The sequence below is a fragment of the Pseudoalteromonas sp. TB64 genome (genome assembly GCF_000498095.1).
Lineage (GTDB): Bacteria > Pseudomonadota > Gammaproteobacteria > Enterobacterales > Alteromonadaceae > Pseudoalteromonas.
Window position 1 is genome coordinate 1 of record NZ_AUTQ01000175.1, and the last position, 19345, is coordinate 19345.

A 19345-nucleotide genomic window follows, 5' to 3' on the forward strand; every position below is an offset into this window, starting at 1 on the left:
TAGGGCGTGTTGATCTTTGCGGTATAAAAAACAAACAGCATGAGGATAAGGTATAATTGAATTCGCTAAAAAACGTTACACCGAACCCTCATGCCAAGATTAATGTTAACAGACGCGACATGGAATGTCTTATCAAAAGTAATGCACTTAAGTGGTCGAATTTATAATAAGCCTGAGCATAGAAAAACGCTCGAAGGCATACTCTATAAGATGCGTACCGGTATTCCTTGGCGAGATTTACCGTCTTATTTCGGCTCGTGGAGTGCTATCTATAGACGATTTAATTTATGGTCCAAAAAAGATATTTTGAATGAATTATTTCGTGTGTTATCCCACTATGCTGATATGGATTGGATCTTTATTGATGGCAGTATTGTCAGGGCTCACCAGCATAGTTGCGGTGCAAGAACCGCTGGCAATGAATCAATCGGTAAGAGTCGAGGTGGCAATTCGACTAAAATTCATCTTGCAGTAGATAGCGGAGGATTGCCTGTTTATTATGAATTATCCTGTGGAAATACGCATGATATCGTCCATGCAGAGTCACTTGTAGACAATTGCCCAACGAGTAATGTGGTTGTCGCAGATAAAGGCTACGATAGTGAAAAACTAAGAGAGTTTATTCGTGATAATAGCGCTACACCCGTTATTCCACGCAAGGATAACAGTTTAGTGGGTAATGAAGATATTGACTGGTGCATGTACAAATATAGGCACTTAGTTGAGAATGCCTTTGGTCGGATCAAACAATATAGAGGGATAGCTACAAGGTATGAAAAGCTTGAACGGAATTATCATTCCATGCTCGCTTTAGCATTTACTATGATGTGGCTACCAATGTGGGCTGATTAATATATATACTACAAAGATCAACAGCCCCTAGATGATAAAAAATATATTAATTGTTAAAAGGGCGATATGTACAAGCGTTTTATTGATGGAAAAGAGGTAGCAATTGAATATGTAGCTGAAAATAGTGACGTGTTTATAAAATTAACACTTTTCGAAAGTTTAAATTGACTCAGAGTTTGGTTTTTACTGCTTAAAATTAATAGTATTTCTATATTGAACCGTGTTCTATGCTTTCTTGTAACTTATAGTATGTCATTGTGAGTAAATACTCATATTCAGTAAACTTCATCAAGTAAACAAAAACAATTGTTGCGTTTAAAGTATTTGAGCGCAGTGGATAAAATTGTCAAATAGTGTTTAATATATGCATTACAATTAATAATTAACTAAAAACAAGGACGATTATGAAACAGTGTCATGAAATAGATCTTGAAATTATTGGTCAACCAATGGCTGAAGCCGCAGAAATTACATTAGATCCTGGGGAAATATGTATATCTGAGGCCGGCGCAATGAGTTGGATGGATACTTGTATTACTATGGAAGCCACACTAACAGATGGAAGTGCAGTGAAAAGTGGGCTTGTAAGTAACTTGTTTGGCGCGGCTAAACGTATGATGGCTGGCGAATCGGCTACGGTTATGCAATATAAAAACGTTGGTAATAAACGAGCAAAAGTAGTATTTGGTGCTCCGTATTTAGGAACCATTGTTGGGCTTGACTTGAGCGAAGTTGATGGCGAAATATTTTTACAACGAGGCGCATACATAGCAGCTTCTTTTGGTACCAGTATCTCGGTTGCATTTGCAGGAACGGGTATGGGCAGCTTTTTTGGCGGAGAAGGCTTAGTATTCCAGTCGATTAAAGGTGATGATAAAGTAATTTTTCATGCCGGCGGTTCAATTATTCAACATGATTTAAAAGATGGCGAAGAGCTAATTGTTGATAGTGGCAGCTTAGTTGGTTACACAAAAGGTATTCGATTTGATGCAGAGTTATCTGGTGGTCTAAGAAATGTAATCTTCTCTGGTGAAGGGATTTTTAACAGTCGAGTTCGCGGTATTGGTGAAGGCGGCACGGTATTTTTGCAAACATTACCGTTTTCTAAGCTTTGTGGTGAAATAGGTAAAAGCTTACCCAAGCGATAATTATATTTATGTTAGCGCTTTTTATAAAAGCGCTTTATTTGCTTAGTGCTCTCAGCCTTACTACCTATTGCCGTTATTTCAATATACCGTGATCCCATTATCTAAAATGCTAACTGCCACGTCATTTTTCTTTACTGAATATTACTTAAACATCTATTGATACAACTTTAAGATTGAATAATAAGTACAAATGCTAGATACTGTTTTTATATACAGTAATGGCAAAGTTATGAAAAAAGAATTACCAGCAAAATACTATTTAGCGCACTTTAGAGAACTCATTGAATTTGTGACCAACAAGTGTATGCACTTGTTAGAACCCAAACATAAAGTGTTTATTAATAAAGTTAACCAACTAGATGAACAAAGCCAATGTATGCTGGCGCGGGTGTATTCGCGAAAGCCTTATTTAGTGCAAACGCAGTCATTAAATTATGAAGAAATAACCTCACCACATCAGGCTATATATACCCTAAAAACTGCCGGTATTTTGTTTGAGCCAAATGAATCGCATTACTCCCAGCTATTAGCACACTTAACAAAACCTTCTTTAGTGGAGTTGCTAAGTAGTTATGTTGAGCAAATAAGTTTTAAGAAGAGTGCCGCTAAAAGTGTGCTGGTGGATATTGCGTGTATATTTTTTGAAACGCGTACACATGATTTAGCACCACTTTATAACCAATATGTAATTAATAATCGTAGCGATTATTACGAGTACTTTGAGTTTTTATTTGCGGGCAAACTAAGTGGTGGTGATGTAAATCATCAAAACCGTTTTGTAATGCGAGATTTAGGTTTAACGGCTATACGTGAAGGGCATAGCGAGAACTTATCGCGGTTTGAAACGCTAGATGAAGCACAATCAAATTATTTATTAAACCGTTACCGATTAGCATTTAAAAATATAACGGATGAGAGCGATTATGTTGCTTTAGCGCCGCAGGTTTTAGTGCAAGCCGCGCACGGTGCCATTGCTGTTGCGTTAAAAAATAAGTTATTAGTTAAGCTTTATCGACAGTTAAAAGGTGTTAATAGTGAACTTGCTTTTAGCTTACTTGAAGGGTGTATAGATGATAGCGAAGCACAAGAAATTCAAATAAGAGAGCAGTATAGGCTTNGCGCGATTAGAAGCCATTATTGAGAGCCCACTTACGGATGATTTACTGTATTTTGCTGACGATTTTTTAATGCGTAAGTTTAATAAAAAAACACGGTCGCGTTTAAGTGCAATGCTTGCTAACACTCAGTGCGTACTTGAAATTGATGAATTGTACAGAGGTGAAGTAGAGCAGGGCGTAAACGACTATTATACTCGCCAAGGGATGCAAGTATTTAATACCGAAAACACGCTTTGGCAGAGTTTATTTGGTTTAGTATTTTGGCACGAATTATTTATTGAGTCGCCTTACCCGCCATGTAATGAGTTTGATATTTACCCGCAAGTATTAAGGCTCGATAATTTTTATGAAGCGCAACAAGTACAAATAAATGAACGCTTAGCACAGTGTCAAACGCCACAGTCATTACTTAATTTAGTATGTAAAAATATAGCGCAATATTTTGAGCAACCTAATGGCTTATTTAGATGGCATCAAGAGTTGTTACAACCGCTAGAAGCACTTATTTTAAATAGCCCAATAGAGGCTTTAAATACTCATTTAATTAATATGAGTAAACATTATTTACAGCTAAAAGACGGCTACCCCGACTTAATGGTTATCAATAATGGCAAGGTACATTTTGAAGAGGTAAAAGCACCGGGCGACAAACTAAGACGCAACCAATTAACCACCATTGATAATTTAAAAAACGTGGGCTTTACAGTACACATTGCTGCGGTTAAATGGTTTGTAGATCCTAACCGTATTTACAGTGTGGTCGATATAGAAACCACAGGCGGCTTAAAAGGCGGTAACCGTATTACCGAAATAGGCCTTGTAAAAGTGCAGCACGGTAAAGTAATTTATAGCTGGACGAGCTTAGTTAACCCCGAGCGCCATATACCTGGCTTTATTACGTCACTAACTGGCATAAGCGATAGCATGGTACGCAACGCGCCTGTATTTGCCGATATAGCCAAGCCGCTATTAGATAAACTCGCAGGCAGTATTTTTGTAGCCCATAACGTTAATTTTGACTACGGCTTTATTAAAAAAGAATGCGAGATGGCAGGGCACTTTTTTAAAATGCCAAAAATGTGCACCGTGGTTGAATCGCGCAAAGCGTTTAAAGGCTTAAAGTCGTATTCATTGGGTAATTTATCGGCTCATTTTAATTTAAATTTAACCAGCCATCACCGAGCGCTTGCTGATGCGACTGCTACAGCTGAGTTGTTATTGCTCATTCAGCAAAAAAATGGGATCAAATAGAACCTAAATATATAAATATATTCAAAAAATCAAATACACAATGCATTCATGATAGATTCATTTTGAGTGTTCAATTCTATGGGTTAAATAATTACTTGTAAATAAACCCTTAGTTAGGTTATTCATAGGTTATTTAAATTGATGTTAAATAATATGCATTGATTATGCGAACAGTCGTTTTTCAAAAATAAATAAGGGAATTTATGAAAGTAATACTATTAGCATCAATTACTATTTTATTAACTGGGTGTACTTATACGACTGAATGTCCTGAGGATAAGGCTTTATTTAGGTATACAGAGCAAAAGGTTGATGATAGTAATTACCGAGTGAAATTTAAAAGTACGACAAGTGATGCTGAAGATGCGAGTGATTTTGCTTTATTAAGAGCGGCTAAGCTTACTCAAACACAGGGTTATGATTGGTTTGAGGTTACCGATAAAGAGGTTTTTGTTAACCCACAATTAGACGAATGCGGTTTGATTTCTAAATCAAAAACGTCAAAAATTGAAGATTTACCTACAAGATCAAGTAATGAAATATTCACACTAATAGGTATTAAGATGGGTAGGGGGATTAAATCAAATGCCACCGGTTATGATGCGCAAGGTGTAATTAATAATCTAGCATCTAAGACCGAATAATTTAATAACAGCTAAATACTTTTTAACGTTTATTTTTCGTAGTAAAAATCCAGTAACAAGCATCGTGCCTACAATTACAAATAATGCGCCTAGTAATGTATTGGACCCTATTTTCTCATCTAAAATCAAATGCCCCCAAAATATACCAAATAACGGAATTAAAAAGGTAACAGTGAGTGCAGAAGTTGGGCCTATATCGTCGATTAATTTAAAAAATAAAATATAAGCAAGGGCGGTACACACTACTCCTAATACGAGTACACCTAGCATAACGTTGGTGCTTGGTATTTCTCGTATTGGCATAAATAAGATAAGCGGCAATACCATAAAGCTTGAAGCCCACATTGAGCCATGGGCGTTATCGAATGGGGCCAGTTTAGGCGCATTTTTAGTGTAATGCGATGCAATGGCATAGCAAAGTGATGCGCTTAATGCTGCTACTATAGCTATGATGGATCGGCTAGTTAATACAAAATGATTTTGCCCAACGAGTATTGCAATGCCTATTAAGCCAAGTAATAAACCAAGGACCATAATTTTATTGGGCTTTGTTTTCGTCCATAAAATTCCAACGACAACACCCCATATTGGTGTTGTAGAATTTAAAATTGAGAGTGTGGATGCACTAATAGTTTGGGCTGCGTAAGCAAAAAATAAAAACGGCAAAGCAGAATTAAACGCGCCTATAATAAAAAAGTGTTTTTTATGTTGGGTAAACGCTAAGCGGCGTTTTAAATACAAAGCAACAATAAATAAAGTAACTGCAGCAAAGCCGACTCTAAGCTCAATTAATACCGCAGGCCCCAAATAGCGGCCAGAAAAAATAATCGCAGTAAGCTTGCTAAGGTCATAATAGTATTTTAATTATGCTGATTGGTTTTTAGAATAACAGGGTTTATAAAAAGTGTAAGCCATATTCGGAACTGGCATATAAAAATAATAAATTAAGGATAAGAATGAAAAAGTTCTCAGTAGCTTCTATGGTATTTATCACTTTGTTGTGGGGATGTAATTCAAGCCCAATCAACCTTTACAGTGATACAACTATGAAAAAGAATGAATACAATGGTATTAAAGCGTATCGAAAAGGGCAGTTTGAGGTCGCTTTCAATTATTTAAAAGAGCCTGCTAGACTATAAAAGCGCACAATACACGTTGGCGTTTATGTTTTTGAAAGGCCAGTATTTAACTCAGTCAACAAAACTCGGCATGGGCTGGTTAGGGGTTGCAGCTGAGGCTGGGATTGATGAGTGGTCGTCGCAGTGTAGTGCTTTTTATAATGCAGCTTCAGTAGTGCAACAGCAACAATTTGATGAAATAGTTGCCTTATACAAACAGCAATATGGTTTAAAATCACAAAATGTAAGTTGTCAAAAATCAGTAAGCGCTAAACATCGCTTTAACGAAGTGAAAGTTGATTGTGAGAAATACGAAGGCGTTGTAATAACTTCCCCAATTGAGCTGGTTGAGTAAAACTAACTTTCAGTTTGATTCTTTTCAAAGTCATTTTTAACTATTTCAAGTGCTTTAAGTACTTCCTCTGGAGCAACATCGTGTTGCTCTAGTATCATAATTAAATCTACTGCAAGTTTGATATGTTTTGGTGCTTGATCAAGTGGATTTGTCATGTAATTCTTTCTTTTTTGATATTTGGCTGATGGCAACATTTATAGCTGTTTGTACGCGTTCTTCCATGTGTATACGTTCTGTTTGTGGTAAATAAAATGCCATATCTACATCGTAACGAATGTAGCGAGGTGGAAGTTGATTTAACACAGTACAGCAAAAGTCTGCCATTACATCTTCGTTGTATTGTTCATTAAGTTTACGTTTAATAATTTCTTCTAGAACAATCTTTTCGTAATAGTTGTGTATGTCTTCATGTAGTCGCATATTCCACCGCTTTAAAAATAATCCGTTTTACTGAGTCTATACTAAGGCTTGTTATAAATCGATAGCGGCTTTAAATAGTTGTTTATGAACATTAATTAGTTTGGTTAAATTGCACTGATAACCGCCACCTAAAGCGCACATTAGTGGGATTTGATGTTGCTTACAAAAGTTGAGAACAAACAAGTCGCGTTTATATACGCCATTGAGCGATACATTAAGCAAGCCTAACTCGTCTTTAGTGTAAATATCAGCGCCTGCATTATACAAAATAATGTCAGGGTTATGAATGCGCACGCAAAAACCGAGTGCTTGCCTTAATGTAGCAAGGTACTCAGCGTCGGTTGTTTTAGCGGGCAATGCAAAATCGTAGGTGGATTGCTGCTTATTACGAGGGAAGTTTTGATCACAATGAATTGAGCAGGTAATAATTTGGTCATGGTTTTTAGTGATTTGTGCTGTGCCATCGCCTTGGTGTACGTCGCAATCAAAAATTAAAACAGTGTCGGCTTGCTCTGTATTTATTAAATGTGCTGCTGCAATAGCTAAATCATTAAAAATACAAAAGCCACTGCCAAAATCGCTATGAGAATGATGATAACCACCGCTTAAATTGAAGGTTAGATCGTGACTAAAAGCCGCTTCAGCAGCTTGAATACTCCCGCCAATTGATAAAAGAGTACGCTCTACAAGTTGTTGCGAATAGGGAAATCCCATCTTTTTAATCGCTTTATCACCTAGAGTCCCATTTAAAAAGTCATTTATATAACGCTGGTTATGACATAGCGCAAGTTGAGATGCGGTTGCTTTTTTAGGTTCTTGAAAGGCACTTGCCAAAACACCGAGGCTTTTTATTTCGGTTTTAAGTAACTGATACTTTTGAATAGGGAATCGATGGCGCTCTGGCAGAGCAAGATCTGAATACAATGGATGATAATAAAGCTGCATAGTAAAGTGCGCCTTAACGCAGCTGCTGTTTTTCTACTTGTTGTATTTTGTCCTCAGTGGCAGAAATTGCTTTTCTGCAGCGGCCTAATCGAGCGTGTGTGCTTAATATTTCAAGGTTAAGCTTTTGTGCTTTAGCTGGCGAGGCTTTATCCATTTGCATTTTACGCTCTTCAATCATGAGCACTAAACGGCGTTCAAACTCATGGTTTTGCTTTAATTCGTCGTAAAGCTCATGGGATGATTGCATGATTTTTTGTACTGCTTGCTTATAAACGGTTTGCTTAGGGCGAGGTTTATAGTGACTTTTGTTTTCTTTAACCCAAATAGGCGTTGATTTAATAACGTTAAATACGGCTTGTACCTGAGCACCTATACGTTCAAGTGCATAAGTGTAAGCATGGCGATGATCGCTTGGTGGTAACCTTGATACTTCGTCTTCTATTTCTATTACGTAATCGGCTAGGTTCATACTCTTTGTGCTAAAAACTGCACGGTCAAACAAGCTAGGCTGTGCTTGCATATAGCGATTTTTAGAAAAAAGTTTAGCTTTATCAAATTGCTCGGCTTGTTGTTTTAGTGTTGCAACTTGTTGGCGTAGTTTATCTAAAGCTGTAGGGTGCATATTAAAAGTAAGCCTCATAAATTAGCTTTAATGCTAAAAGTATAACCATAGTATTAAATACAGGGCGAATAAATTTACTGCCAAACCGTATCGCAGAATGGGCGCCAATCCATGCACCAAGCATAATAAAAAAGCCCATGGTAATGCCAAGTAAAAAGTTTACATGCCCCAAAGCTACAAAGGTTATGAGCGATATAAAGTTAGATACAAAGTTCATTGAACGCGCTAAACCACAGTTCAAAAGTAGATTCATTTTATAAATCATGCCATTTGATGCTGTCCAAAAGGTACCTGTGCCAGGACCTGCTAAACCGTCAAAAAAGCCTAATACTAAACCTTGTAACCACTGTTTAATTTTCATAATCTTAGTGAGCTTAGGCAGTTCGTCGCCTTGAGTTGTGCTCAAGTTGCCAAACAAGCTGTAGCATGCGACTAAAATGATGATAATAGGCAGTAGTTTATTTAAAAAATTGAGACTTAGGTGATCAACGACAACAGTACCAATTAACGCCCCTATTGCTGTGGCAATAATGGATGCGACCCAAAATTTTGGGCTAAATAAGTTTTTTTTATAATATGTATAACTTGCTGTTAAGGAGCCAAAACTTGCTGCTAGTTTATTTGTTCCTAATGTTAAATGTGGAGGTAAGCCAGCAGTTAATAAAGCAGGCACAGTTAACATACCACCGCCACCAGCGATAGCGTCTATAAAACCTGCGGCAAGTGCAACAGCACATAAAACAGCCCAGGTTGTTGGATCGAGTGCGAGTTCAAACATTAATAATCTATTTGTCTTTTAAAAGGTGGTAGGGTGTCGAGCATGGCTTTACCGTATCGCTTAGTAATTAAGCGTCTATCGAGAATAGTAATACAGCCTTCATCACTCTCTTTTCGCAGCAGTCTACCACAGCTTTGTACCAATTTCTTTGCGGCGTCGGGCACTGTAATCGTTAAAAATGGATTACCGCCTTTGCTTTGCACAAATTCTGCTTGCGCTTCTTCTATAGGTGAAGTAGGAACCGCAAAGGGGATTTTAGTAATAATTAGGTTCTCTAAATATTTACCAGGTAAATCAAGACCTTCTGAAAGGCTTTGTGTTCCGAATAAAATACTACCTTTGCCTTCGTCTACATTTTTAGTGTGTAATTTGAGCAAAGCCTCTCGCGACATCTCACCTTGTACTAATAAGTTAAAACCTTTTGTTCTAAGAAACTTTGTTACGTGGTCCATTTGCCAATAAGAAGCGAACAATACAAGGTTCGCTTTTTTATCATTTAGGTACTCTGGTAATGTTTTAGCTAAGTGGTCGCTAAATTCTTTGTCGGTTGGTTCTATTTTAGATACAGGAATGCGTAAAGTAGCTTGTTTTGGATAATCAAAAGGAGAAGGTACTTTAATAAATTTAACCCCTTCCTCTTTGGCAAGTCCTGTTTCGTAAGCAAAGTGATCAAACGAGCCTAGTGCACTTAACGTAGCTGAGCATAAAACAGCGCCTGCGCATTCTCTCCACAACTTATCTTTTAGGTAGTAACCTACTTCGATAGGACAGTCGCTTAATAAGTGATCGTGGTGGCTTTTATATTCAAGACGTTTTATCCACCTTGCATGAGGAGCACCTTCACCTTTTTTAGCGTAACTAAACCACAGTTTATTTAATTGCTCTAATCGGTTTATATATTGTCCGCTTTCGCCTAGTATTGGGTCGGCAACGTAAGGTTTTATGTCGCCATCACTTACATCTTGGGTAAGGGTGTCGTGCATTTTGTTTAAACAACGAAGTGCGTCTTGCGTGGCTTCGCTTATATCTTTAGCTTTACTGTGCAGCGATTCTGGAATTTCACCGTGCTCAAAGCGATAAGTATCATCTTTTGAATATTCAAAATCGGCATTATCGAGAATATCGCGAACTACTTTTAAATCTTTATTTGCATCGTTAATACTGTCGCAAAGTTTAAAGTTTTGTCCAATAGCCCTTTGACCCACTAAAATTTTAGCCATTTTCCCGCTAAACTTAGTGAGCTTATCAAGCCATTCTATCGTGCCTTTAATTGTTGCTGCGGCAGAAGAAAAATCGCGTGTTATATGCGCTAAATGGTGCGCTTCATCAATTACGTAAATAGTGTTGTCGGGTTCGGGTAAAATTTTACCGCCGCCTAAGTCTAAATCGGCAAGTAATAAAGAGTGATTAATTACCAGCACATCCATTTGCATTAATTGATTACGAGCAAGCTGAAACGGGCACGTTTGATGTGCTTTCATTTGGCGCTGGCACGAATGTTTGTCGCACGCTATTAAGTTCCACACTTTGTCTGGTACGGTATCAGCCCAGCTGTCTCTATCACCTTGCCATTTTTTATTTACATACGCGTTGTATAACTCATTTAAACATTTGGTTTCCATTGGGCTTAATGGTGAGGTAAGCGTGGGCATAAAATCCATTTGTGTTTGGCTATCGCCATTTACAGCATTGTGTAGTTTGTGGGCACAAATATAACGATGGCGACCTTTTACTAAGTCAAATTTAAAGTCGAGTCCGGAATGCTTTTTAAAAAATGGAAGCTCTTTTGCTATTAATTGTTCTTGAAGCGCAACGGTTGCTGTAGAAATAACCAACTTCTTTTTTTGAGCTAAGGCAAGAGGCAATGCGCCTAAACAATAAGCTAGAGACTTACCAGTACCGGTGCCAGCTTCGATAACACATATGCGTTGTTTTTTGTGATATTCGCCTGCAAGGGTTTTTGCTATTTCGGCAACAAGGTAGTTTTGACTGCTGCGAGGGCGATAATCATTTAGGTTACTAGCCACATGCTGGTGTACTTGCCTAATTGTTTTTTTTAGTGAGTCAGAAAGCATGGGATGATTTACCTAAAGTATGTATATAATTACAGTGTATATATTAAGTGGGATCGTACATTGACACAAGCAATCTATCAGGGCTTTATTTTATCAAGGCAACAATACTCATCTAAGAGTAGGCGAGGGATCACGCTTTGCTATTGGCTTGTATCAGAGCATGGACCTATTAAAGTGCTTGTTGAAAACCAACAAGCTGTGTTTTTTATTCCACAAGATAAACATAATTTTGCACAAAGCATACTAAATAAAGAAAATATAAGTGTTAACTTTAAAATGGTAGAAATGCGCCATTTTAGTGGAGTTGCATGCATAGGCTGCTATTTTAATGACACAGGCACCCTTTATAAGGCGCGCATGTTACTTCAAGAGCGTATAAATATATACGAAGCAGACATACGTCACAGTGATCGGTTTTTAATGGAGCGTTTTATAAAAGGTGGGGTGTGGGTTACTGGAGACGTATCTCAAAAAAATGGTTTTATTTTAATTGATGATGCAAAGTTAAAAGCAAACCCTGGATATACTCCAAAGCTAAAATCGCTTTCACTAGATATAGAGTGCAACGCAGAAGGCGTGTTATTTTCGGTTGGACTTGTAGGAAATGGTCTTGATACGGTGTTAATGATTGGTGAGCTACAAGAGCATAATCAATCATTTAATATTGATTGGTGCTTTGACGAAATAAGCTTATTACAAAAATTACAGCAATATATAAATAATAATGACCCAGATGTTATTGTTGGGTGGAATGTTATTGAATTTGATTTTTCTGTTCTTAATTCAAGGGCCGAGGCGCTTGGATTAACGCTTGATTTTGGTAGAGATCAGCAAACGTTAAACATAAAAACAGGACATTACACTCGCCTTACCTTACCAGGTCGAAGTGTTATTGATGGTATTGATACCTTAAAGAATGCCACTTATCACTTTGATAATTACTCGCTTGCCAATATTTCACATAAGGTTTTAGGTGAGTCTAAATTAATTCAAGCGAATAATCGTTTAAGTGAAATTATACGCCAATTTAATGAAGATAAATTAAGTTTAGCTGCTTATAATCGGCAAGATTGTATACTCGTTAATAGAATTTTTACAGAGTTAAAGCTCTTTGAATTTGCAATAGTCAGAACCCAACTAACAGGGCTTGAGCTTGAACGAATGGGTGGTTCGGTTGCCGCATTTACTAACTTATATTTACCTTTATTACATCGCAGTGGCTATATTGCGCCTAATTTAGGGGATCATGGTTTATCTTTTGAAAGCCCTGGCGGTTATGTAATGGAGTCGACACCTGGGCTTTATAAAAATATACTCGTTTTAGATTTTAAAAGCCTATATCCCTCAATCATGCGAACTTTTTGTATTGACCCTCTCGGGTTAATTAAAGGGCTAGGCTCACCAGAGCACGCTATTAAAGGGTTTAATGAAGCGGTTTTCTCACGAAATGAACATCATTTACCTTTATTAATTGAACATTTAACTCATACCCGTCAAAAAGCAAAAGACACTAATCAGCCAATGCTATCGCAAGCTATAAAAATAATAATGAACAGCTTATACGGCGTACTTGGTTCTAAAGGTTGCCGATTTTACGACCCACGGCTTTCTAGCTCAATAACATTACGGGGGCATGAAATTATGCAAACAACCCGTAAATGGATCGAAAGCCTTGGTTATGAAGTTATTTATGGTGATACAGATTCAACATTTGTAAAAGTAAGTGATGATTACTCAACACAAAAATGCAGTGAAGTTGGGGCAATGCTAGCGAGTGAGATTAATACACGTTGGCTAGAATATATTAAAAAAGAATTTAATTTGCCAAGCTATTTAGAAATTGAGTTTGAAACTCACTATAGTCCATTTTTTATGCCTACTATAAGAGGAAAAAAATTAGGTTCTAAAAAACGCTATGTAGGGCAAATAATAGATAATAAGCAACCTAAACTTATATTTAAAGGCATGGAAACAGTAAGAAGTGATTGGACCGAGTTTGCTCAAGAGTTTCAGAAAGAGCTATTTGGTGCTTTATTTAAAGATAACTTCAAAGCAAGTGATATAGCGCCCATTATAAAAGACTATACTGAACGACTGTATGCAGGAGAGTTTGATCACAAATTAATTTATAGAAAACGGTTAGGGCAGCATTTACATGAATATTTAAAAAATATTCCGCCACATGTACAAGCTATAAAAAAACAACAAGCTAAAAATGCTAACTTTGAAGTTACACGCGGTCAAATTGTTGAATATATTTATACGAAAGAAGGACCACAAATACCAAAAGATAAAAACAGTCTAAATTACCCTCTTTATATACAAAAACAGCTAGAACCCATCGCGCAAATGATTTTAGACTCATTAGAATCAGCCTCAGTAGAACTCCAAGGTGAGCAGCTTAGTTTTTTATAAGTTGGCTCCGCTATTACATAAAGTACTTATTTTAAAAAACAATAAACCCCAAAAGTAAGCATAAACCTAATATTGTAAATAATTCATTTTTTGTTATTAAAAAGTAACGGGTTGGAGTTGGTTTATTTTTTAGTGAATAAAAATTTAATCTGGTTGAATTAAAATTCTTTTATGGATGTCATTAATCAATAATTCATATGTGATATTTGGTTTATTAACAATAATTTAGATTTTTCATAATAATTTAGATTAAAAACTCTATTATTTTCAATTTTAATGATAAATAAAAAATTTAATTCAAATCAATAGCTTATTATTTTAAGTTATTCCTAACTCATTGATCTTAGAATGTGGGTCTTACTTACATATGTAAATTTACATGTAAAAAGTTAATTCGGTGTTGACCTTTTTGGTATTAAAGCATTAATATTCATCACACGGTCGTTGCGTTTCATCCCATAATGGGGTCGTAAAGCGATTGATAAATAATAATTAACAAATAATAACAAAGTATTCTAGGGAGAATCGGATGTTAAATAATAAAGTTTCAAAGGCAGTTCGCTTAGCGATCGCTTTCGGTGCAGTGTCTACTGCTGCTTTTTCGGCAAGTTCATTCGCAGCTGAGAAAAGTGAAAACAGATTTGAACGTGTTGAAGTAACAGGTTCTCGTATTAAGCAAGTTGACCTTGAAAATAGTTCACCAGTAACTGTTATTACAGCTGCAGACATTAACCTATCAGGTGAGCCATCTGTAGGTGACGTATTAAACAACTTATCTTCAAACTCTTTCGGTTCTTGGACTGGTGTTTCGGGTTATGGTGCCGGTTCTTCTGCAACTTCAAGCGTTAACTTACGTGGCTTAGGTTCAGATGCTACTTTAGTATTGTTAGATGGTCGTCGTATGCCTGGTACAAGTACTTCTTCAGGTGCTTCTGCTGATACATCTCTTATTCCAATGTCTATCGTTGAACGTATTGAGATTTTACGTGATGGTGCATCTGCAGTATATGGTTCTGCTGCTGTTGCAGGTGTAATTAACATTATTACGAAAAAAGATTTTGATGGTTTAAATCTTAAATATGAGTTTAATAAACCAAGTGTAGAAGGTGGAAATAATAGTAAGTTCTCAGTAACGTCTGGTTTTACTGCAGAGAAAGGTAATATTATTTTTACTTTTGAACATTCTGAAAGTGATGCTATTTACGATAGAGATATTTGGGCACTAGATGATGAAACTTACGGTGCATATAGCACGTATAGCCCTGTATCTAACTACTTAGATAGCACAGGTTATCACTCAAACTCTGAGCTTTGTGACGCTGAACCAAATACCGTGAATGGCATTGATGCAGACGGTAATGGTCGTTGTACTTATAGCTATGGCGAAGTTACTAAATTTTACCCTGATACAAACAAAAACTCATTCTTAACTAACTTCACATATGAACTAGCAGATAACATTCGTTTTGTTGGTCGTGCGATGGCTAGCTTTAATGAAACCGATGCGCGTTATGCGGGTACTCCTGTATCTACAACACCAATTTACATGGGTGAAGATAATCAGTACAACCCATCAGACGAAGATGTACGTATATATACTCGTGCAGTACCAATTGGTAATCGTGATACAACGACTGAAGTAACAACTACTGATATTTTAGTTGGTCTTGAAGGTTATACAGATGTTGGTAATGGTATTGATTGGGAAGTTAATTTCCAAAATAGTGTTTCTAAAACAAATTCATTTGGTAAAAATCTAGTAAATGACGTTGCTTTCCAAGCAGCTATTGATACTGGAGAGTACGACGTATTTAATGTTTCAGGCATGACTTATGATGACTGGAGTACAAGTATGAGTGAGCTTTATCAACAAGCAAATCATACTGGTACTTATGAAGGTCGTTATGAAAGTAAACAGGTTGATGGCTTAGTTTCAACTACATTACTAGACGACGGTGAATTTATGATTGCCGGTGTAGTTGGTGGTGAATTTGAGCAAATCGATTTTTCTCAGATTAGTGACCCAGAATCTGCAAATGGTTTTATCTCAGGTGGTTCAGGCGGTGATGATGTTTACGCTAATCGCGACCGTACTGCTGCTTATGTAGAAGTACAAGCTTCGTTCCCATTTGATATTGATTTAACCGTTGCTGGTCGTTACGAAAAATATGAGCAAAGTGGTACTACAAACCTTGGTGAAAAAAGTACAACATTTGATAAGTTTGTACCAAAAATTGGTTTAACTTGGCGTCCAATGGATACGTTATTACTACGTGGTTCTTGGGGTGAGTCATTCCGTGCTCCAAATATGGGCGAGATGTTCCAATCTTATGCATTAAGCTTCCCAACTATACGTGATACTGCATGGTGTTCAGCTAACCCAAGTCAAGAGCTTGACGGTTACTGTAGTGATGCTGGTGAACAAGTTGCAACATGGTTTGGTGGTAATACTGAGTTAACAGCAGAAACAGGCGATTCTACAACAGTAGGTTTTGTTTGGGATGCAGTTGAAAACCTTTCTCTTGAAATGACTTATTACTCAATTAATTATGATGACAAGATTGATAGTGTAGATAACTCTGAACTTCTTCGTCTAGAAATAGAACAAGGTGGTTTAAACTCACTACCAAGTGTAATTGACCGTAACAGTGTTACTGATAAAGTTGACTTTATGTACACTGGTTACATTAACAAAAGTTCACTTTCTACAGATGGTATAGATTTAACTGCTAGATATCGTTTTGATACATCTTTTGGTAACTTCTCAAGTACATTAAATGTATCAAGAGTACTATCGTTTGAAGAAGTAGCTGACTCAGAATCAGAACCATTTGATTACGCTGGATTACAAGATTATCCAGAGTGGAAAGCTGACTTAGCGGTTAACTACGCTTACGAAGACTTCTCTGCTTCATGGACTATGTTTTATGTTGGTACACAAGAATCAGGTAATGAAGAGTACGAAGTTGACTACCTAGCTAATGTTCCTAGCTACTTCAAACACAATGTTCAAGTAACTTATGTTGCACCTACAAATACTAAAATTGCATTAGGTGTTAATAACTTATTTGATAAAGTTGCACCAAGCTATTATGACGGATTCCGTGATTACCGTGATTCTAACTGGTCACTATATGATCAAACAGGTCGTTCACTATACTTACGTTTAGAACAAACATTCTAAGCAAAGTACTGTGTAATTTAGTTATAAATGTTAAACCCTGCTATTTTTAGCAGGGTTTTTTTATTTAATAAACACCTAATAAATCATCAGCATACATTTGCTGTTATGAAGTATTTAAATTAATTGGAAAATATTATGTCAACAATATTTAAATTAATCGTAATTTCCTTTTTGTGCATTATTTCTTTTGAAACTAGTGCACAGAAAGCACAAGCAACAATTGAGGACTTTTTCAAAAACCCTAAATTCTCTAACCTTCAACTCTCTCCTAATGGAAAATACTTGGCAGTTTTGTCTCCAATTAATGAACGTAAAAATATAGTTATACTTGAAACTGACGGGCTAAAAAATGCAAAGCCTATAACAAAGTTTGATGATCAAGATATTAATAGCTTTTCGTGGGCGAATGACGACGAAATTGTTTTTACACTTGATAGCGATGGAAATGAAGCTTTTAGTCTTTATAAAATAAATGTAAATGCTAAAAGGGCAAGAGTTATAGAGTTAGTGGGTTCTAAAGTTGGGTCATCAGGTATTCGTTCAGCAAGTATTGTACATATGCTACCTAATGATCCAGAGCATATCATTATCCAATATAATGGCAGAAACATTAAAGCTCCGGATCTTTATAAATTACCGTTAAATAGTAAGTGGGATCGAAAACGAGAAAGAAATTTCAAGATGGATATTCTTGCTAAAAACCCAGGTGATTTTCAAGGTTGGCTTTTAGATCATGATGGCGAAGTAAGAATAGCCGTTTCTATTAATGCTTTAAAAGGAAAACTTCATTATAAAAATAAAGGAGAAAAAGAATTTCGTGTACTACGTGAATACGATCTTGATGAAGAAAGTATTTCACCTTTAGCTTTTGACTTTGATAACAAAACATTATTTGTAGCGTCAAATATAGATAGAGATACTTTAGCAATTTATCATTTTTACCCAGATAAAAATGAATTAGGCGAATTGATATTTGGCATGCCAGAAGTAGATGTTTCTAATTTAATGTTATCGACTAAGCGTAAAAAATTAATAGGGGTTCATAGGTTGGATCTTAAGGAATAAAACTTGAAAACATGCTCTGAATTTGATCTGATAGTAATCGCCAAACCACTATCTATCCCAAAAGCAGAGCATGAATAAATATAATACTGAGTTAAACAAAATAACGAAAGTGCTTAACGATTTTAATATTAACGAAATAGGTAAAACAAGCCGTTTTTGTAGCCGTAAACGAATAATAAAACCTTTCGAATTAGTCATGTCGTTAATAACGGCTCTAGGCGATAAATCGGTAAACACCGTGACAGATTTACATCGTTATTTTGTGAAGTTGACGGAAACTGATGTTCAATATAAACCGTTTCACAATCAACTGAGTAAGCCTGAATTCAGCCAATTGATGAAATCACTGGTCGATGTGGCGTTAAATGAATGGCAGCAACAAATACTCGGCACAGAAGTCACACTGTCAGATTTCAAACGCATCATATTGCAAGACGGAAGTTCGTTCGCAGTGCACGATAGTTTAAAAGATACCTTTAAAGGTCGCTTTACTAAAATAAGTCCTGCGGCAATAGAGGTTCATGTGAGTTGGGATGTGCTTCAAGGTTATCCCGAAGAAATCTCAGTGAGTCCTGATAGCCAAGCTGAATATGATTTTTTACCTGATGCTAAATCGTTAGTCGACACCTTGTTTTTAGCGGATAGAGGTTATTTTAAGTTATCGTATCTTGAATCAATTGATACAGCAGGAGGCTTTTATGTTGTCAGGGCTAAAACCACGGTTAATCCAACCGTAGTAGCTGCTTTTAATCGTCACGGTAACGCGTTAAAACGGTTTTCACAGAAGAAGCAAAAGGACGTTAAAAAGCATATTCGTCGTAGTGTTATTGTCGATATGGATGTGGAAGGTAAAACTAATTATCGATTGATTGCGAGCTGGCCTAGAGGAAAAAGTGAGCCTACTTATTGGGCAACGAACTTAAATCGAGAAAAATTTAGCGCTGAAGCGGTAATAAAGCTCTACAGTCTCAGGTGGCAAATAGAGTTACTGTTTAAAGAATGGAAGTCTTATTGCAACCTGCAAAAATTTAACACCAGAAAAGCGAGCATGATGGAAGGCTTGGTGTGGGCAAGTTTATTGACGTTGTTAGTAAAGAGGCGAATAGGCATGAGTGTTCAACAACTTGCCGGTATTGAGCTATCAACATTTATGGTAGCAAAAAACACCCAAGGTTGGTTTTATCAATTAATGGAGTCGATAACACAAGGCGTGATATCGACACTGAATAAAGCATGGCAAAAAACTATCAGTTTTTTGTCAAAATATGCACGAAGAGCGAACCCAAAAAGAGATAAAGAAAAAGGACGATTAAAATGCGGCCTGAATCCAATTATCTCTTAATGTCTAACCTATG

At 36.6% G+C, this 19345-nt stretch carries 14 protein-coding genes and 2 pseudogenes; 9 read left to right on the forward strand and 7 right to left on the reverse strand.

The window, feature by feature from the left end; translation table 11 throughout:
* Positions 1-90: 90 nt before the first annotated feature.
* From L647_RS0114640 to L647_RS1000000125010, 4 genes and pseudogenes are all read left to right on the forward strand, one after another.
* The gene (locus L647_RS0114640; RefSeq protein WP_024611512.1) at positions 91-852 is read left to right on the forward strand and encodes an IS5 family transposase; all 762 of its coding nucleotides are present in this window, start codon (positions 91-93) and stop codon (positions 850-852) included.
* Positions 853-1256: 404 nt separating this feature from the next.
* Positions 1257-2000 carry an AIM24 family protein gene (locus L647_RS0114650; RefSeq protein WP_050581991.1) on the forward strand — a complete coding sequence of 248 codons (744 nt, stop codon included), beginning with the start codon at positions 1257-1259 and terminating at the stop codon, positions 1998-2000.
* A 190-nt stretch (positions 2001-2190) separates the two neighbouring features.
* Positions 2191-4369 (forward strand): annotated as a pseudogene (locus L647_RS01000000124310) (exonuclease domain-containing protein).
* A gap of 203 nt (positions 4370-4572) precedes the next feature.
* On the forward strand, positions 4573-5013 hold the full coding sequence (locus tag L647_RS1000000125010; RefSeq protein WP_024611736.1) for a hypothetical protein: 441 nt from the start codon (positions 4573-4575) through the stop codon (positions 5011-5013).
* On the opposite strand, the pseudogene L647_RS01000000124315 reads toward L647_RS1000000125010, so the two are convergent.
* Positions 4993-5864 (reverse strand): annotated as a pseudogene (locus tag L647_RS01000000124315) (DMT family transporter). The gene L647_RS1000000125010 and the pseudogene L647_RS01000000124315 overlap by 21 nt on opposite strands.
* Before the next feature lie 313 nt (positions 5865-6177).
* Between L647_RS01000000124315 and L647_RS1000000126480 the strand changes: the two are divergent.
* The gene (locus L647_RS1000000126480) at positions 6178-6486 is read left to right on the forward strand and encodes a hypothetical protein (RefSeq protein ID WP_231613072.1); all 309 of its coding nucleotides are present in this window, start codon (positions 6178-6180) and stop codon (positions 6484-6486) included.
* A 2-nt stretch (positions 6487-6488) separates the two neighbouring features.
* Here L647_RS1000000126480 and L647_RS1000000125385 read toward each other — a convergent pair whose 3' ends face one another.
* The 6 genes from L647_RS1000000125385 to dinG are packed head-to-tail and all read right to left on the reverse strand — an operon-like array spanning position 6489 to position 11326.
* Positions 6489-6641: a YbaM family protein gene (locus L647_RS1000000125385; protein WP_076917059.1), complete on the reverse strand. Its 153-nt coding sequence runs from the start codon at positions 6639-6641 to the stop codon at positions 6489-6491.
* A complete protein-coding gene (locus tag L647_RS0114680) occupies positions 6625-6906 on the reverse strand; it encodes a late competence development ComFB family protein (RefSeq protein WP_024611737.1) in 282 nt (93 codons plus the stop codon). The genes L647_RS1000000125385 and L647_RS0114680 overlap by 17 nt, the downstream gene beginning before the upstream one ends.
* A gap of 51 nt (positions 6907-6957) precedes the next feature.
* Entirely contained in the window at positions 6958-7851 is an 894-nt protein-coding gene (locus tag L647_RS0114685; protein WP_024611738.1) for a histone deacetylase, read from the reverse strand.
* A 13-nt stretch (positions 7852-7864) separates the two neighbouring features.
* On the reverse strand, positions 7865-8473 hold the full coding sequence (locus L647_RS0114690; RefSeq protein WP_024611739.1) for a primosomal replication protein: 609 nt from the start codon (positions 8471-8473) through the stop codon (positions 7865-7867).
* 1 nt (position 8474) lies between these two features.
* Entirely contained in the window at positions 8475-9251 is a 777-nt protein-coding gene (locus L647_RS0114695; RefSeq protein ID WP_024611740.1) for a TSUP family transporter, read from the reverse strand.
* Positions 9251-11326 carry an ATP-dependent DNA helicase DinG gene (gene dinG / locus L647_RS0114700; RefSeq protein WP_024611741.1) on the reverse strand — a complete coding sequence of 692 codons (2076 nt, stop codon included), beginning with the start codon at positions 11324-11326 and terminating at the stop codon, positions 9251-9253. Before dinG ends, L647_RS0114695 begins: the two co-directional genes overlap by 1 nt.
* A 60-nt stretch (positions 11327-11386) precedes the next feature.
* Between dinG and L647_RS0114705 the strand changes: the two genes are divergently transcribed.
* The 4 genes from L647_RS0114705 to L647_RS0114720 all read left to right on the forward strand — a co-directional run bounded on the left by L647_RS0114705 (position 11387) and on the right by L647_RS0114720 (position 19332).
* The gene (locus L647_RS0114705) at positions 11387-13741 is read left to right on the forward strand and encodes a DNA polymerase II (protein WP_024611742.1); all 2355 of its coding nucleotides are present in this window, start codon (positions 11387-11389) and stop codon (positions 13739-13741) included.
* Between the two features lie 529 nt (positions 13742-14270).
* Positions 14271-16925 (forward strand): TonB-dependent receptor, encoded by a 2655-nt coding sequence (locus L647_RS0114710; RefSeq protein WP_024611743.1) that lies wholly within the window; start codon positions 14271-14273, stop codon positions 16923-16925.
* A 135-nt stretch (positions 16926-17060) separates the two neighbouring features.
* Entirely contained in the window at positions 17061-17990 is a 930-nt protein-coding gene (locus L647_RS0114715) for a hypothetical protein (RefSeq protein ID WP_024611744.1), read from the forward strand.
* A gap of 70 nt (positions 17991-18060) precedes the next feature.
* Positions 18061-19332 (forward strand): IS4 family transposase, encoded by a 1272-nt coding sequence (locus L647_RS0114720; protein ID WP_024610808.1) that lies wholly within the window; start codon positions 18061-18063, stop codon positions 19330-19332.
* Positions 19333-19345: the final 13 nt, after the last annotated feature.

Bases quoted from the DNA above. Each gene is read 5' to 3' on its own strand.
- L647_RS0114690 (WP_024611739.1), bottom strand. From the start codon at position 8,473: ATGCACCCTACAGCTTTAGATAAACTACGCCAACAAGTTGCAACACTA.
- dinG (WP_024611741.1), bottom strand. From the start codon at position 11,326: ATGCTTTCTGACTCACTAAAAAAAACAATTAGGCAAGTACACCAGCAT.
- L647_RS0114720 (WP_024610808.1), top strand. From the start codon at position 18,061: ATGAATAAATATAATACTGAGTTAAACAAAATAACGAAAGTGCTTAAC.
- L647_RS0114710 (WP_024611743.1), top strand. From the start codon at position 14,271: ATGTTAAATAATAAAGTTTCAAAGGCAGTTCGCTTAGCGATCGCTTTC.
- L647_RS0114680 (WP_024611737.1), bottom strand. From the start codon at position 6,906: ATGCGACTACATGAAGACATACACAACTATTACGAAAAGATTGTTCTA.
- L647_RS0114685 (WP_024611738.1), bottom strand. From the start codon at position 7,851: ATGCAGCTTTATTATCATCCATTGTATTCAGATCTTGCTCTGCCAGAG.
- L647_RS1000000125010 (WP_024611736.1), top strand. From the start codon at position 4,573: ATGAAAGTAATACTATTAGCATCAATTACTATTTTATTAACTGGGTGT.
- L647_RS0114715 (WP_024611744.1), top strand. From the start codon at position 17,061: ATGTCAACAATATTTAAATTAATCGTAATTTCCTTTTTGTGCATTATT.
- L647_RS0114640 (WP_024611512.1), top strand. From the start codon at position 91: ATGCCAAGATTAATGTTAACAGACGCGACATGGAATGTCTTATCAAAA.
- L647_RS0114695 (WP_024611740.1), bottom strand. From the start codon at position 9,251: ATGTTTGAACTCGCACTCGATCCAACAACCTGGGCTGTTTTATGTGCT.
- L647_RS1000000125385 (WP_076917059.1), bottom strand. From the start codon at position 6,641: ATGACAAATCCACTTGATCAAGCACCAAAACATATCAAACTTGCAGTA.
- L647_RS0114650 (WP_050581991.1), top strand. From the start codon at position 1,257: ATGAAACAGTGTCATGAAATAGATCTTGAAATTATTGGTCAACCAATG.
- L647_RS1000000126480 (WP_231613072.1), top strand. From the start codon at position 6,178: ATGTTTTTGAAAGGCCAGTATTTAACTCAGTCAACAAAACTCGGCATG.